This window comes from Nostoc sp. TCL240-02 (assembly GCF_013343235.1).
Lineage (GTDB): Bacteria > Cyanobacteriota > Cyanobacteriia > Cyanobacteriales > Nostocaceae > Nostoc.
This window is the reverse complement of the sequence record NZ_CP040094.1, coordinates 5,964,117-5,979,831: the sequence shown is the minus strand read 5'-3', so window position 1 is coordinate 5,979,831 and position 15,715 is coordinate 5,964,117. Positions and strand designations below refer to the sequence as shown.

General features: G+C 42.5%; 15 protein-coding genes. 8 read left to right on the top strand and 7 right to left on the bottom strand.

What is annotated here, in order from left to right:
• The first annotated feature begins 138 nt into the window (after positions 1 to 138).
• Entirely contained in the window at positions 139 to 846 is a 708-nt protein-coding gene (locus tag FBB35_RS25515; protein ID WP_174713765.1) for an FHA domain-containing protein, read from the top strand.
• 70 nt (positions 847 to 916) lie between these two features.
• Here FBB35_RS25515 and FBB35_RS25510 read toward each other — a convergent pair whose 3' ends face one another.
• The 4 genes from FBB35_RS25510 to FBB35_RS25495 form a co-directional block, all read right to left on the bottom strand.
• Complete coding sequence (locus FBB35_RS25510; protein ID WP_254625599.1) at positions 917 to 1,426, bottom strand: transposase; 510 nt, start codon at positions 1,424 to 1,426, stop codon at positions 917 to 919.
• A 36-nt stretch (positions 1,427 to 1,462) separates the two neighbouring features.
• Complete coding sequence (locus tag FBB35_RS25505; protein ID WP_174710258.1) at positions 1,463 to 1,771, bottom strand: transposase; 309 nt, start codon at positions 1,769 to 1,771, stop codon at positions 1,463 to 1,465.
• Positions 1,772 to 2,007: 236 nt separating this feature from the next.
• The gene (gene recA, locus FBB35_RS25500; protein WP_174711953.1) at positions 2,008 to 3,087 is read right to left on the bottom strand and encodes a recombinase RecA; all 1,080 of its coding nucleotides are present in this window, start codon (positions 3,085 to 3,087) and stop codon (positions 2,008 to 2,010) included.
• A gap of 252 nt (positions 3,088 to 3,339) precedes the next feature.
• A complete protein-coding gene (locus FBB35_RS25495) occupies positions 3,340 to 3,528 on the bottom strand; it encodes a hypothetical protein (protein ID WP_174711952.1) in 189 nt (62 codons plus the stop codon).
• A gap of 61 nt (positions 3,529 to 3,589) precedes the next feature.
• On the opposite strand from FBB35_RS25495, the gene FBB35_RS25490 reads away from it, so the two are divergent.
• The 6 genes from FBB35_RS25490 (at position 3,590) to FBB35_RS25465 (ending at position 8,617) form a co-directional block, all read left to right on the top strand.
• Complete coding sequence (locus FBB35_RS25490; protein ID WP_174711951.1) at positions 3,590 to 3,859, top strand: type II toxin-antitoxin system Phd/YefM family antitoxin; 270 nt, start codon at positions 3,590 to 3,592, stop codon at positions 3,857 to 3,859.
• Positions 3,846 to 4,124, top strand: a complete 279-nt coding sequence (locus FBB35_RS25485) for a type II toxin-antitoxin system RelE/ParE family toxin (protein WP_174711950.1) — start codon at positions 3,846 to 3,848, stop codon at positions 4,122 to 4,124. Before FBB35_RS25490 ends, FBB35_RS25485 begins: the two co-directional genes overlap by 14 nt.
• Before the next feature lie 60 nt (positions 4,125 to 4,184).
• Complete coding sequence (xseA, locus tag FBB35_RS25480) at positions 4,185 to 5,423, top strand: exodeoxyribonuclease VII large subunit (RefSeq protein ID WP_174711949.1); 1,239 nt, start codon at positions 4,185 to 4,187, stop codon at positions 5,421 to 5,423.
• Between the two features lie 48 nt (positions 5,424 to 5,471).
• Positions 5,472 to 5,705 (top strand): exodeoxyribonuclease VII small subunit, encoded by a 234-nt coding sequence (gene xseB, locus FBB35_RS25475; protein ID WP_114082459.1) that lies wholly within the window; start codon positions 5,472 to 5,474, stop codon positions 5,703 to 5,705.
• Positions 5,706 to 5,888: 183 nt separating this feature from the next.
• Positions 5,889 to 8,147 carry an ATP-binding protein gene (locus FBB35_RS25470; protein WP_174711948.1) on the top strand — a complete coding sequence of 753 codons (2,259 nt, stop codon included), beginning with the start codon at positions 5,889 to 5,891 and terminating at the stop codon, positions 8,145 to 8,147.
• A complete protein-coding gene (locus tag FBB35_RS25465; RefSeq protein ID WP_174711947.1) occupies positions 8,144 to 8,617 on the top strand; it encodes a response regulator in 474 nt (157 codons plus the stop codon). Before FBB35_RS25470 ends, FBB35_RS25465 begins: the two co-directional genes overlap by 4 nt.
• Before the next feature lie 327 nt (positions 8,618 to 8,944).
• Here the strand turns inward: FBB35_RS25465 and FBB35_RS25460 are convergent, their stop codons facing one another.
• Positions 8,945 to 13,252, bottom strand: coding sequence for an ATP-binding protein (locus FBB35_RS25460; protein WP_174711946.1), 4,308 nt, complete (start codon positions 13,250 to 13,252; stop codon positions 8,945 to 8,947).
• A 411-nt stretch (positions 13,253 to 13,663) separates the two neighbouring features.
• The gene (locus FBB35_RS25455; protein ID WP_174711945.1) at positions 13,664 to 13,804 is read right to left on the bottom strand and encodes a hypothetical protein; all 141 of its coding nucleotides are present in this window, start codon (positions 13,802 to 13,804) and stop codon (positions 13,664 to 13,666) included.
• 396 nt (positions 13,805 to 14,200) lie between these two features.
• Here FBB35_RS25455 and FBB35_RS25450 point away from each other — a divergent pair, with 396 nt between their 5' ends.
• Positions 14,201 to 14,569, top strand: coding sequence for a hypothetical protein (locus tag FBB35_RS25450; protein WP_254625691.1), 369 nt, complete (start codon positions 14,201 to 14,203; stop codon positions 14,567 to 14,569).
• Between the two features lie 136 nt (positions 14,570 to 14,705).
• Here FBB35_RS25450 and FBB35_RS25445 read toward each other — a convergent pair whose 3' ends face one another.
• Entirely contained in the window at positions 14,706 to 15,632 is a 927-nt protein-coding gene (locus FBB35_RS25445; protein WP_174711944.1) for a phosphodiester glycosidase family protein, read from the bottom strand.
• Between the last annotated feature and the right edge of the window lie 83 nt (positions 15,633 to 15,715).

Sequence of the window (15,715 nt, the reverse complement as noted above, 5' to 3'; positions counted from 1 at the left end):
TAAAAGCTGTAAAATCTAACGTTCTTAAGCCACTCAAGTTTTCAGATGGCAGCAGAAAGTAAAAAATTAATTATCCCTGATTGTGGGCTGAAGCAGAATAGTCACAACCGAAATCAGGCAATACAAGGTTTATATATCATGGCTGACTTTGCACAAACAGAAATAGAACGGCGATTAACTTTATATCAAGTATTCCTTAAATTGTATGAACACCACAGCAGCCTTCTAGATGAAATTCTTCAGCTAGAAAACCTATCCCAACCGTCGTTGAGAAAGATGAAGGTACGTTACGTACATGGTGTAGTGGATAGGTCTACTGTTTATTTGATGACTAATTTGTGTGACAATCAGACCCAAAGTTTACGACAGTCACAGCAGATATGGACAATAGGTCGTAATCAGAACAGTGGTATTTGCATTGCTGATAACTATATGTCTCGTCGTCACGCGGCTATTCAATATATTGACGATCAAGGCTTCTACTTCATAGACTTCAACAGTACCAATGGCTCATTTGTGAATGGCGATCGCGCTTTAGCACCGATCAAGCTCGAAGATGGCGATCGCATCCGTCTAGGCAATATGACTTTTAATTTTTTTGTAAATTATACGTGCCGTGTTTTGCCAACTGTAGCAATGGAGTTATTGATGCAGCTTGTGCATCGTAAAAATGACAATCAAGTAGAAATACTTTCTTTTCCGCGTGATAAACAGAAAGTAGATGAGAATTTAGAGATTTTCCGAAATTCCCGATTATTTGAGAAGCTTGAACATTATTATGACAACTTCAGTTCAGAACAGAAATCAGAAATTTTAGACCGCTTTTTTAGCAGACAAATACCATAAAATCACAGTTAAAAAATTGAAAATTGCCATAATTTTCAATTGGGTGAAATATATAGAACCCATTTGACATCTAAGAAGAGGCTGCAAGCCTCTGAAGCATTAGCCGAATGAAACAAAGATTAACCTTGGCAGTTGCATTATCTAGAGTTCTCTCAAAGTTCTTAACGAGAATTTTGCATCTCTCAATCCAAGCATTTGACCGTTCAATTACCCACCTCGCGGCAACCGGAACAAACCCAGATTTCCCTAATTCTTTGTTTTGTTGTTTTGATGGTTTTGCCGAAAGTTCAAACCTGATTTTCGTCATCATTTGGGGATAAACTTTTTCTAGCTCCTCCCTCAAATACTCAGGGTGATAACCGTGGTCTAGCAGAATGGTGATTTTGGGAATATTGACGGGTTTTGACTGGAAATAATCAATGTTTTTAGTCAACATCTCAATCAAACCCCTATCATCAGATACATTTGCTTTAGTGCAATGAGTAAAGAAGGGAAACCCCAGGGTATCAACGGCTAGATGTCTTTTAATGCCATTTGTCGAGAAAGTAGAAACAATACCCTTTCGATGTAATACTCGCATTACAGGTGTTTTTCACCGCTTGAGAGTCGATAATTATCAGCGTCGTCCACTTAGCTTTTTTTTTACCTGTTCACGCACTCGTCCATGTAAAACTCTCATCAATTCTTCTATCACTCCTTTGGCCCGCCACTGCTTGTAATGCCAATATACAGTCGAGTAGGGGGGCAAGTCCTTGGGTAAGTCTTCCCAATTGCAGCCATTCTTTAGTTGATAGAAGATGCCATCTAAGAGTTCTCTTTTTGTCCAGTTGGCGGGTCTAGTCTGTTTCTTAGCAGGCAATATAGTCGGCAGTAGGGGTTCGAGAATTTCCCATTCTTCGTCTGTTAGGCTGCTAGAGTACGGCATGGCTGCTGGATATGTCTTTTGCCGTCACTCTACTTCAATACAGTAAAAGATGTCAAATGGGTTCTATATAATTCGTAGGAACACAACAATTAACATTGTTGTGCCCCTACTTTTACCTGATTAGAACTAGAAATGCCTAACGAATAACCGATCAATCCTTTACAAAAAGAAAGTGGGTTAGCTATTTTTGTAACCCACTACATATTCAAAATTGCAGATTAATAAATCCACATTCCTTATTCTTCTGGTTCTAAATCGACATCTTCCTCTTCATCTTCTTCACTGGTTTTAGCTACAGAGTTAGCAGAAACAACAGCGCCTTTATCTAGCTTTTCACGCACCAGTTTCTTAATTTCTTCAGCGAATTCAGGCTTTTCTTCTAGATACTTAATGGCGTTGTCTCGTCCTTGGGAGATATTATCGCCGTTGTAACTATACCAAGCTCCTTTGCGGATAATAATGCCAGTTTCTTCTGCTAAGTCAATCACACAACCCAAAGTAGAAATACCTTTACCAAAAATAATGTCAAATTCCGCTATTCTGAAAGGCGGCGCTACTTTATTTTTGGCGACTTTGACTTTAACGCGATTACCAAATTCATCAGTACCTTTTTTCAAGGTTTGAATTCGCCGAATATCCAAGCGCACCGAAGCGTAAAATTTCAATGCGTTACCGCCAGTAGTCGTTTCTGGGCTACCATAAGTAACACCAATTTTTTGCCGCAACTGGTTGATGAAAATTACAGTACAACCAGATTTACCAATATTGCCAGTAATCTTACGTAGGGCTTGGCTCATTAATCGCGCTTGCAGACCAACGTGGGCATCACCCATATCGCCTTCAATTTCAGCACGGGGAACCAGTGCTGCTACTGAATCAATGACTACAATATCAACCGCAGCAGAACGCACAAGCTGATCGACAATTTCCAAAGCTGATTCGCCTGTGTCAGGTTGAGAAATCAGCAAATTGTCAATATCTACACCCAATGCAGCAGCATAAGTAGGGTCTAGGGCGTGTTCAGCATCAACAAAGGCAGCAATACCGCCATTTCTTTGCACTTCGGCGAGCGCATGTAGCGCTACTGTAGTCTTACCGGAACTTTCCGGCCCATAAATTTCTATTACCCGCCCCTTGGGTAAACCACCACCCAATGCTAAATCTAGGGTAAGCGCTCCACTAGAAATTGTTTCCACCCGCATCCGGGTAGCATCGCCCAGGCGCATGATTGCCCCTTTACCAAAGCTGCGCTCAATCTGGTTTAGCACCATAGTCAGTGCTTTTTGCTTGCCGGAAGTATCGGTGTTGATAGCCATTTCTGCCTCTAATGCCTCTAATCTAAATATATGGTTTTAAGGAGTGTTGGTTTCGGAGCTTGAGTAGAACAGATATACTATTTTAACCAGAAAATTCTGGAATAGGACTTCTCAAATCAAAAAAGGGTGTGACAAGATCGTAACTCGATCGCTACCAGATTAGGGTAGTTTTGCACAATGATACCAACTTGCATTCAGAGATAGCTTTTTTTGGCTAGGTAAGCAAGGGTTTTCAAAGAAAAAATAAATTACCTAAACAACCCTGTCAGTAGAACCGTACTCGTGAGCATTTGCAGGGGTTGCTAAATTAGGAGCGATCGCCTCCATGCCAATCAGCATATCATCTACAGCAACTTCATTGGGTTGGGATTGATGTAGAAAGCTTTTAGGGTAGTAGATTGCTGAATTCTTCTCTACTCCATTTACATAAACAAGCAGCAAGTTCTGTAAAGCCAGAATTGAGATGAGAAGATTTATCTGCTAAAATATAGTCAAAATGTCTATGCAGACCTATACTCTCACAGATGCTCGTAACAAACACGGTGAGGTTTTTGATAAGGCTGCTACTGAGTCAGTTCTACTAACTAAGCAATCACGGTTTAGTCACGTGATTATCTCAGCAGAGAGCTACCAAAAATTAATTAATCGGCTGGAAGAATCAGAGGATATGGTTTTTGGTCAAGCTGCTGAAGTTGCTCTGAGTCAGTCTAAAATGATTGGTACAGAGGCTTTTATATCTGCATTAGAGCATTTAGCTAATGGCGAAGCTTGATGGTCTAGCAACTGTTCTTGATTTTCTGAACGGTTTACAGCCTAAAATAGCAGCACAGATTGCAAAAAAGGTTTTGGCTTTGAATGTTGAGCCTTTACCAACTGATAGTGAGCAGCTATCTGCTTATCAGGGTTTATATCGAGTTGATAGTGGTGAATATCGAATTGTTTACAGGTATTTTCCCGATCGCGATTTAATAGAAGTGATTTTAGTCGGTAAGCGCAATGATGATGTCTACAAAAGATTAAAGCGTTTACTGGGTTAAACTTTGGTTTTCATTAAAATGCTAGAATCTCTCCAGCACTAATGCTTTCAGGCATCTTTGATGACTTTCGACCTTCCCGACTCTCTGATTCTCGATACAGCGCTTTCAGTATCTGGATTAACTGACTATATTCGCTTGCTGTTAGAGCAAGATGAACAATTGCGGCAAGTTTGGGTAACTGGCGAAGTTTCCAGTGCTAACCACCATCGCAGTGGTTTATTTTTTACGCTGCAAGATACCGATCGCACCGCCGGAATTAAATGTGTGGTATGGAATAGCCAATTGCCAAAACTCGCCCAAATGCCAGTTGCAGGCGAGCAAATAATTATTTTGGGTAGTATTCGCCTATATCCGCAACGGGGAGAGTATCAATTATCAGTTTGGCAGACTTTACCTGCTGGTGTTGGTTTACAGGCGTTGCGGTATCAACAACTAAAAAATCGCTTGCTGGCTGAGGGATTGTTCGACGCGCAAAGAAAGCGATCGCTCCCCATCCACCCTCAAACGATCGCTATTGTCACTTCCCCAACGGCTGCTGCTTGGGGTGATATTCAAAAAACCCTCAAGCAAAGGTATCCAGGTTTACACGTTTTATTTTCTCCGGCGACAGTACAAGGTGAGCAAGCACCAGAATCTATCGTCAAAGCAATTGAGCGAGTGGAAAAAGATGGCCGCGCCGAAGTGGTAATTTTATCGCGGGGTGGTGGCGCGGTGGAAGAGTTGGCTTGTTTTAATGATGAACGAGTGGTGCGATCGCTTGCTAGTTGTTCTATTCCGGTAATTACTGGTATCGGCCATCAAAGAGATGAATCTTTGGCGGATTTAGTTGCAGATGTCTGTGTGCATACACCCACGGCGGCAGCAGAAAGAGTTGTACCAGCACTTTCAGAGTTGTATAATGAGCATCGGCAGCGAGTTGCGGCTTTATATGAGGCGGTGCATGACTCTTGGGAAAATGCTGACAATAAACTGCAAGGATTACGGAATCGTTTGCGACGTTTGCGGTTAGATCGGCAAGTGCAGCAGGAGGTGGAAAAGCTAACTTGGAAGCGTCAGCATTTGGTGCAAATTACGACGGGGCGATCGCAGCAAGCAAGGCAGCATTTAGAATTATTACGGCAAAAGTTGGCAACTCTTGACCCGAAAGCCGTATTGCAGCGTGGTTATGCGGTGGTGAGAAGGGAAGATGGAGCGATCGCTCGTTCGGCGAGGGAGTTGGCTGTGGGAGAAGATTTGTTGATTCAGTTGGGGCAGGGTGGGGTTAAAGTGAAGGTTATGGAAGTAAACATAGATGCGTAGCGGCTTGCCGCAGGCTACCACAGAGGTGAAGAGGACACGGAGAGATTAATGGTTAAACGTAAAAGTGCTTCTAGTTCTGATTCGATGGAAGGTTGGAATTATGAGGCGAAGGTTGCTGAAATAGAGGGAATTATTACTCGTATTGAGGCGGGTGAGTTAGAATTAGAAGCAGTGTTTGACCAATTTGCAAGTGCTGTTGAGTATTTACGTCAGTGTGAAAGTTTTTTGCAGCAGCGACAGCAGCAGGTGGATTTGTTGATTGAAACATTAAGCGAAGAATAGAAGCCAGACTTTTTAGTGTAAGTTATTTAGTAAGTTCAATATAATTAAAAAGCTAAACTGGTTAAAATAAATAACTTTTAATATCAATATTTTTTAGCAAATTTCCACTTTCACTCATATTTAAATCTTCCCAATCACCAATCCCCAATTCAGAGTTCTAACCAGGAGTTTGAGAAGCTAAGAATGACTGATGAGACGATTGATTTAACGAACTGCGATCGCGAACCGATCCACATTCCAAATCTGATCCAGCCTCACGGAGTTTTACTGGTTTTGCAAGATCCCACCCTGGAAATCCTTCAGGTAAGTAGCAATAGCCAGGAAGTTCTTGCCCGTCAACCGGAAGAATTGCTGGGCAAGCCTCTGTCATACTTATTCAATGCCACGCAAATTAAGCTGATTCAACAATGTCTAGCAGAAGATTTTGAGAGCATCAATCCCCTCAATTTTTCTATTAAGCGCTTAAATAAATCAATCTATTTTGATGGTATTGTACATCGTTTAGATAATATCATTATTCTGGAATTGGAGCCGAAACAAGCGAAGGGACAAATAAGCTTTTTTGACTTCTATCAACAGGTAAGAGGAACAATCACCCGCATTCAAAAAGCACCCACACTACTGGAAATGTGCCAGACTGTGGTGACAGAAGTCCGGCGAATCACTGGCTTTGAACGCGTCATGGTCTATAAATTTGATCAAGAAGGGGCAGGTAGCGTCATCGCTGAAGACACCAATCAGGAAACGCCCTATCTGGACTTGCACTATCCACCCTCTGACATTCCCAAGCAAGCCCGACAGTTATACACTCTTAACTGGCTGCGGCTAATTCCAGATGCCAGTTACCAACCTGTTGCCTTAATTCCAGCGAACAATCCTTTGACAAATCAACCGCTTGATCTGAGTCTATCAGTGTTGCGGAGTGTTTCTCCGATTCATTTAGAGTATCTGCAAAATATGGGCGTTACTGCCTCTATGTCTATTTCTCTGATGCACGAAAAAAAGCTTTGGGGATTGATTGCCTGTCATCATTCTTCGCCCAAATATATTTCTTACAATATTCGCACTGTGTGCGAGTTCATTGGACAGGTGATGTCTGTGGAACTGGCAAACAAAGAAGCGAGTGAAGACATTGATTACAAAAGCCTATTGAAATCATTGCAAACTCAATTTGTTGAAGAGTTATCTCAGGCTGAGTATTTCCTGGATGGTATGGTGCAACTAAAATCTCAATTACTTAATCTAGTCAGCGCCACAGGAGCGGCGATATGCAGTGGCGATCAGTGTATTAGAGTGGGTAAAACACCCTCTGAGGAAGAGGTTCATGCCTTGCTTAATTGGATTAAACCGCATTTTGATCATAACTTGTTTGAGACGCGATCGCTCACGAAAAATTATCCTGCCGCAGAGTCATATCAAGCGATCGCCAGTGGAGTGTTAGCCCTGGAAATTTCTAGAGTTCATCACAATTACATTCTCTGGTTTCGTCCAGAAGTAATTCAAAGCGTGAATTGGGGCGGCAACCCCAACAAACCTGTAGAAGTTTTCTCAGATGGTAGTTTACGGATGTCTCCTCGCAAATCTTTTACATTGTGGCAAGAAACGGTGAAAGGATGTGCCCTACCTTGGAAACCTTGCGAAGTTGAAGCGGTTACTGAACTGCGAAGCCTGGTTGTGGGTGTTGTGTTGCGCCAAGCAGACAAACTGGCATCGATGAATTTTGAATTACAACGGAGTAACGAAGAACTCGATTCCTTTGCCTACGTTGCCTCTCATGACCTGAAGGAACCTCTGCGGGGCATTCACAACTATGCCAACTTCTTAATGGAAGACTATGCAGACGTACTGGATGACGATGGAATTGCCAAACTCCAAACCCTGGTGCGCCTGACGCAGCGAATGGAAGACCTGATCAACTCACTCCTCTATTTCTCCCGCTTGGGACGCGCCGAACTGATTCGGCAACGAGTGAATCTGAATGACGTAGTGCAACAGGTAATCGGCACTTTGACCATAGCCCGACCCCAAAGCGAAGTCGAGTTTCGCATTCCTCAACCCCTAAGAAGCGTTCAATGCGATCGCCCTCAGATTAATGAACTCTTTAGCAACCTAATCAGCAACGCCATTAAGTACAATGATAAACCCCAAAAGTGGGTTGAAATTGGTTACGTTGAAGGAAATGGCGAAAGCAAAATTGCTCCCACTTCTCTGACTTTCTACGTTCGTGATAACGGCATTGGCATTTTAGAAGAACATCTTGACAAAATCTTTCAAATCTTCCGCCGCTTACATGGGCGGGACGACTTTGGAGGTGGGACTGGCGTAGGGTTAACCATTGCCCGCAAAATTGTGGAGCGTCACGGTGGTAGAATTTGGGTGGAATCTATCCCAACTCTTGGCAGCACATTTTACTTTACCCTGTCGCCGGAGGCAAATAAATGACTCAGATTTCAGCCTCCCTAATCCAGCAAACGCCCCTACTTTTAATTGTGGAGGATAGCAACGAAGACTTTGAGGCACTGCAACGATTTCTAGGGCGATCTTCCGTTGCGATCGCCATCCAACGGTGTGTGAATGGGGAACAAGCCTTAGCATTTCTTTATCGGACTGGCAGGTATATTGAGCGCGAAAGTGCGCCCCGTCCCGGCTTGATTGTCCTTGACTTGAACCTGCCCGGAACCGATGGACGAGAAGTGCTGCGCCGGATTAAACAGGATGACAGCTTGAAAATGATTCCGGTGGTGGTGTTTACTACCTCTAACAATCCCAAAGATATTGAAGTATGTTATCAATACGGTGTCAACAGCTATATTGTTAAGCCAATCAATTTTGCTCAACTGAAACGAGATATTCAGATGCTAGTGGAATATTGGTTTGAAGTGACAACGCTGCCTGATTTCCTAGAGGATTAGTCATAAGTCATATCATGTTCGCTTAAAGACTTATTCGGGCAGAGAGAATGGGGCAGGGGGAAATTTTTCAATAGTTTTTTGCTGATAATCAATCTTAGCGATCGCTGATATCATATCTAGTTAATTAGTTATGATTACCGCATTTGTGCAATAACCAGAAAACCCTCTTTCCCCCCAATACGCTTGGGTTAAGGTCTACTGGCAAAAATTTTGGGTTTTTGAGACGCGATAAATCGCCGTCTCTACAAGTCTTTTGCTCATATCTGAACTGTATTCTCTTTCCCCCTGCCCCCTGCCCCCGCACCCTTCCCGTTGCTTTTTAGAAACTCAGCCATTTCGACCAATCAAAGTTGCAATTGCCTTGACTAACTCATCTGGTTCAACGGGTTTAGACAGATGCCTTTGAAATCCTGATGCGATTGCTTGTTGCTGGTTGATTTCTCCAGCATAAGCAGTTAAAGCGATCGCGGGAATCTGTTTAGCTTGCTTTGGTTGCAATGCTCTAATTTGGCGTATTAGCATATAGCCATCTGTCTCTGGCATTCCAATATCACTGAGCAAAACATCTGGTTCTAACTCTGCAAATATTTGCAGTGCATCTTTTGCTGATGCCACAGCAATTACCCTTGCACCAGCCTGTTCTAGCACAAATGTATGAAACTCACGGGTATCATCGTCATCGTCTACAACTAAAATTTGGATGCCTGCAAGGATTTCATCTGGAGAAGAAGGATTTAAAGGATCGATATTTATCTGTTGTTTTGGGGTTAAATCTTTTTTGATCAGGGGTAGCCTAACTGTAAAAATAGCTCCTTGTCCTTCCCCTAAACTTTCTGCCCAAATTGTGCCACCATGTAGTTCGATCAAATGACGGACAATTGCTAACCCTAACCCCAACCCACCAAACTTTCGCGTTGTCGTGCCATCAGCCTGACGAAAATATTCAAATACATAAGGGAGAAAGTCAGGGTTGATTCCCTTACCTGTGTCGCTGACGGTAATGTGAGCTTGAGTCTCAATACGTTCCAGTTGAATATTTATTTGTCCTCCTTCAGGAGTGAATTTGACAGCATTCGATAACAGATTCCAAATTACTTGTTGTAAACGGCCGGAATCACCCAAAACTTGCCCCAAAGAAGCATCCAGCATTGTCTGAATCTGAATATCTTTAGCTTCTGCTGCCAAACGCACTGTCTCCAATCCCGCTTCAATCACCATTACTAGGTTGACGGGAAACATCTTCAGGTTGAGCTTGCCTTGTAAGATCCGAGAGACATCAAGCAAATCTTCAATTAGTTGAGCTTGTAATTTAGCATTGCGCTCGATGGTTGCAATCGCTTTCTTGATCTCTGCTGCTTGAAATTCACGGGTTTGTAAGAGTCTCGCCCAACCAAGAATCGGATTAAGAGGCGATCGCAATTCATGGGAAAGCACTGCCAGAAACTCATCTTTAATCCGGTTGGCTGTTTCGGCTTCGGTTCTAGCAGCTTGCTCAAGTTCTAGAAGGCGATCGCGTTCGGCTTCTGCTGTCTTGCGTTCTGTAATGTCAATTAGTGAGCCGATGTAACCTTTAAACTCACCGTCCACACCAAACCAAGGATTCGCAGCATCGATCATCCAACGATACTCGCCATCTTTGCGGTGCAAGCGGTACTCCATACGGAAAGCCTCACACCGCTTGCTAGCTTCCAGGAAAATATTCCTAACCTCATCGCAATCTTCTGGATGTACGACGTTCAACCAACCAAATCCCAGACCTGTTTCATCGCTTTGACCGGTATAATCGTACCAGCTTTTACTGAGATAGGTGCAGTAACTATCGCTATCTGTTACCCAAACCATGAAGGGGGCATTATCAGCCATGTTGCGGAACTGTTCTTCGCTTTCACGAAGGGCTTTCTCTGCCTGTTTGCGATCGCTGATCTCTGTAATAAAGATGCTTACTCCTTCACCAAAGGGGTAAACGCGATTCTCAAACCAGCGTTGCCAAGCGGGATAAAAGTATTCAAACTGAACAAATGTCTGTTGTGCGATCGCCCGATTAACTTGGGTATAATACTCACTTTTGGCCACATCTGGAAACACTTCCCAAATGATCCTACCTAGTAACTCTTCCTTTTGGATGCCCACAACTTCTGCTAGGCGATCATTGACAAAGGTATAACGCCATTCCCGATCCAACACAAAAAACTGGTCTTGGATACCAGCTAGGACAGTTTCTAAGTGTGCTTTTGCAACCTCAGCTTCAATCCGTAACCCTTGCTCTCGTTGCATTGCCTCCTCACGCAGACGAGCCATTTTTAAGGCTGCCTCCACCCGTGCCAATAATTCCCGAGCAGAGAACGGTTTAATTAAGTAATCATCGGCTCCCGCTTCTAATCCTTCCACCCGTGCCTCTTCCCCCGCCCGCGCCGACAGCAGAATAATTGGAACTTTGTTTGTCTGCGGATTAGCCCGTAATTCTTGCAGCAATCCAAAACCATCTAATCCAGGCATCATTACATCCGTTAGTACCAAATCTGGGATACGCCCACGAGCCGAATCCAAAGCAGCTAAACCGTCCGCCACTGATTCCACCTCATACTGCTGACTTAACAGCCGCTTGACATAATCACGCATATCTGCATTATCGTCAGCCAGGAGAATTCGAGGGATTGGGAATTGGGGAACTCGGTGCCCCCTTTGGCGATTAGGGGCGATGGGGATTGGGGATTGGGAAAACTCTTCTCTTGTCCCTTCCCCAGTTTCCCATTTTCCCAGTTCCCTTTCCCCAGTTCCTAGTTCCCAGTCCCCAATCCCTACTTCTTCTGGCAGCCAACGCAGAGCTTCTTCTAGATAGGGTGTTGTACCTAATGCAGTTGAAGCTAAGGTTCGAGAGGCACTAATCCGGGCTGAAGGCAAATGAGCATATCCCGTTGGAATTGATACAGTAAAGCAACTGCCTACTCCTAGAACACTGGTTGCTTTGACTGTTCCCCCATGCATTTGCACCAATTCTTGCACCAGTGACAATCCAATTCCTGACCCTTCAAAAGTTCGTCCTTGTGCTCCTTTGACGCGGTGGAATCGTTCAAAAAGATGGGGAATTTCTTCTGCTGGAATACCAATTCCTGTATCTTGGACTGCAAACTCAATATGGTCGTTTGCCCACTGTAAGCTTACCGCGATTTTTCCAGTCATCGTGAACTTGAAGGCATTCGAGAGCAGGTTCAGAACAATCTTTTCCCACATTTCCCGATCTACATACACTGGTGCTGGAAGGGAAGGACAATTGACTGATAATTCCATCCCTGCGCGTTCTACTGCTGAACGAAATACACTAGCTAGTTCTGCGGTGAAAGTGGCCAGATCGGTGGGTTCATAAGAGGCTTGAACTCGTCCGGCTTCGATGCGCGAGAAATCTAGCAGGCTGTTGACTAGTTTGAGTAGGCGGAGTCCATTCCGTTGCACCATTTCTAACTGCTCTCGTTCGTTGGCTGGCAGTAGGCTGGCACAATTAGCTAAGGTTTCCTCTAATGGCCCTAACATGAGGGTTAGAGGGGTACGAAACTCGTGGCTGACGTTGCTGAAAAAGACAGTTTTAGCGCGATCAATTTCTGCCAAGGCTTCGGCGCGTTTGCGTTCTTCTTCGTAAGCTTGGGCGTTGGCGATGCTGGCTGCAATTTGAGCCGCAACTAAATCAATGAATCTTCTATAGTTATCGTCGAATAGTCTGAAGGGATTCAACCCAGCAATTAATATACCAGCTTTTCCGGTTTGACCGGATGGTGCAATTGGCACTGCGATCGCTTGATGGGGCGATCGCTCCCAAACACCACAGGGTAAGCTACTAAAAGACACTTCCAAATCAGAAATCAGTTTGGCCTGATGTGTTCTGATAACTTCCGCAAATGGCCAAACGCAATCAGAATCGAGATCGACTGTTTCAGGGGCTGCTACATGATTCTGACCGATGTGGCACGTTCCAGCCAGAAAAACTTGTTGCTGATCTGCATCAACCAGATAAATCATTGCAAAAGGCAAATCGTAAGGGTTGCTTTCCAGACAATTTGCACTTAGTGTACAGGCTTGATCGAATGTCCGCGCGTCTGCTGTCCTAGCCGCTAGTTCGCGTAAAAGTGTTAACTGACGTTCACCAATGATGCGCTGAGTGTCGTCTGTGTTGGCACAGATTATCCCGCCTGTGTCGCCTTGGTCATTAGGAACTGGACTGTATGAGAAAGTATAATAGGTTTCTTCTGGATAGCCGTTGCGCTCCATTATTAGCAGCAGCGCTTCATCATAAGTACCCTCGTTCTTCAACATCGCTGATTCAGCGCGAGGCCTTACCTGATCCCATATTTCCCGCCATACATCAGAAGCTGGCTGCCCCAGGGCTTCTGGATGTTTGCCGCCAATAATAGCTTTATAAGGATCGTTATAAAGGTTTATGAGTTCTTCGCCCCACCAGACAAACATCGGTTGGCGGCAAGTTAGCATAATCCGCACGGCAGTCTTTAAACTCTGTGGCCACTGCTGTGTTGGGCCAAGAGAGGTTTTTGACCAGTCCACTTCTCGCATCCTAGCACCCATTTCACCACCGCCGAGAAGTAAATTTACGTCGGCGTTTCTTGCTGACGTTGACTCGTTCTTCATTAGTTCCTCTCGATTGGTCATGCGTCGGTTACAGGCTACATCTGTGGTCGTATTTTGTCAAAACACCCTCTAAATTAGACTTTATGTTCCTACACACTTATTTTAGAGGATATTCAAGGTCATATACAGCTTTGAAATGCCAAGTCCATGACTTTTCAAAGCATTGAAATCGTCATTTTAGAGGTAAGTTGCTATTTTAGCTATCTTCTATTGTCAGCTTATCTGATAGATATTCCAAACTACAAACGTGAATTTTTATTCAGAACTCACAAACAATACTTAGTCTTATTCTCAAAAGTCTGTTTTCTTAAAAATTTAAAACTCGTTCACTGAACTCCTTGAGTAGGTTACTAATTCGCTGTGTTATTAAAATATAAGATTTTACATATTCATTTTCGCAAAGATTAATTGTTAGGAAAGTAACACCAAAATAGGCAGAAAATTTTCTTCAGCCAGATTTAACTCTTGCCAGATGGCGACACGAATTAGGTTGCTTTGCCATAAATCGGCTTCCACGATGAGCCATATAGATGCAAGTTTATAAAGCGCCACGTATTAACAATTTTTACGACAAAATGCTCTTTTGCGTCTACTGCTCCTGAGATAGAGATTGTGAACTCAAGCGATCGCATTATTATTTTACAATAACTTTAAGTTATCTTTTTAAGAAAAAAGAATATTTGATTTTATTCTCTAGGTCGCTTTATCCTGAAATTAGTAGAGGTTTTTACTTTACAGAACTTATACAAACAATAGCCGAAAAGAAAGATTTTTAGGTAGGGGCAATTTGTTGTAGACGCATACTCCTACGGAGAAGCAAGTTACCAAAGGTCTCGCAGAGAAGCGTCTTTCCGTATGGCTATTGCTCTACCACGTATAGTTTTGCATAATTTTTCTTAGTGTACTTACCTTTCACCTTTGATAAAAGAAAAAAGGAGAATAAGTTAAATGCTAGATCAGCAGATTGATTATTTCAGCAGACCGAAGACAAGTGCAATGATTATGAAACTTTTCCAAATTACTCTAGTGGTGTTAGTACTTTTAATCAACTTAGCAGTTGCTTTCCCTTCATGGGCAGAAAAAACGCCTTCTTCAACTAACAATCCTGATTACTTTCAAGTAGGGCAAAAAGTCATTTGGCTTTACAAGGCTCGTGCAGATTCTAGCGATGTCCAAAGAATTCCCGCCGAAGTAGTTCAATTAAGTTCTAAGCAAGTAAAAATTAAGGTATACAAACATAACCATGAATTTGTCAATCGTTGGGTAAATCCAAACAAGCTAGAGAATTTGCGAAAAGTTAAAGAGTCAGTATTTTAAAATTTAGTTATATGGAAGTAAACCTACTACAGCACGACGTAAATCCATCTATCATCTCAACTAATAATACAGGTAGGGGCAATTCATGAATTGCCCCAAGCAATCTCATACCATAGTGTAATAATTTTCTAATGTTTTATTTTTTATAGATTAAAAACACTGAACCAATTGGCCCAAGATTTTCTACATAAGTTTTCTGGTTATAATACAATCCTGGAGACATACCTCCATCAAATAAAATTCCTTCTTGAATATTACCTAAACAGTTATTGCTAGCAATGCCTTGTAAGATATTATCAAACATATCTGGCAGTAACTCTTGATTAAGTTGAGATAATTCAATCTCTGAATTAGCTTTCAAGTCATTAACTAATAGTATTACATAGCCTTGAGTAGTGATAGCTGCCAGAGAACGATTGGTGGCATTTTTACAAGCAAATTCTCCCAAATCTTGACAAATATCTTTAAACTTACCCTGACGATAGAATCTGCCATTACCGCCTACTAAATTGTAATTGAGAATATCGTTTTGTCTTTTACCAGCTTGGATAGTAGCCTGCCTTTGGTTGGGTGTACCTCCTGATATCCCAAAGGAAGAACGCTTGTTTTTAAACGCTCCTGAATACTCTATACCACGAGAGACATTTAAACCTTGTGGTTTATTATCAGTACCTATGTAGTCGGCATTAATTGCAGCAATGGGTAGCTGTCCGTTCAATTTGGCATTCTCATCGCCAATGAGTTCATGAAACTGTTTTGGTACATATTCTTTACGCAGCTTACCTCTGGCATCTTTGGCGTAGAGTTTATGAGATAGACCAACATTAACTTTGAAATCTAATTCTGCTGATTTTGGATTAAAAATAATCACATTGTTAATCCCTCTGGGATTTTTTTTACCTTGATTATTGGTTTTAAAAAAGTCAATACTGAATTTAGGATCTTTGCCAGGGCAAGTTTTAGATGCTTTAGGGACTAAATTTGCTTCAATCTCTTGACAACCTGATAATAAGCTTGCGCCAATTATCAAGATAAATAACAAAAATAATTTTTTTGTTGGCATATAATACAAAAAAACCGCTACAGAATTACTATAGCGGGGAATAATTTAAAATTTCAGTCTGAAATTAATCTGAATAACTACAA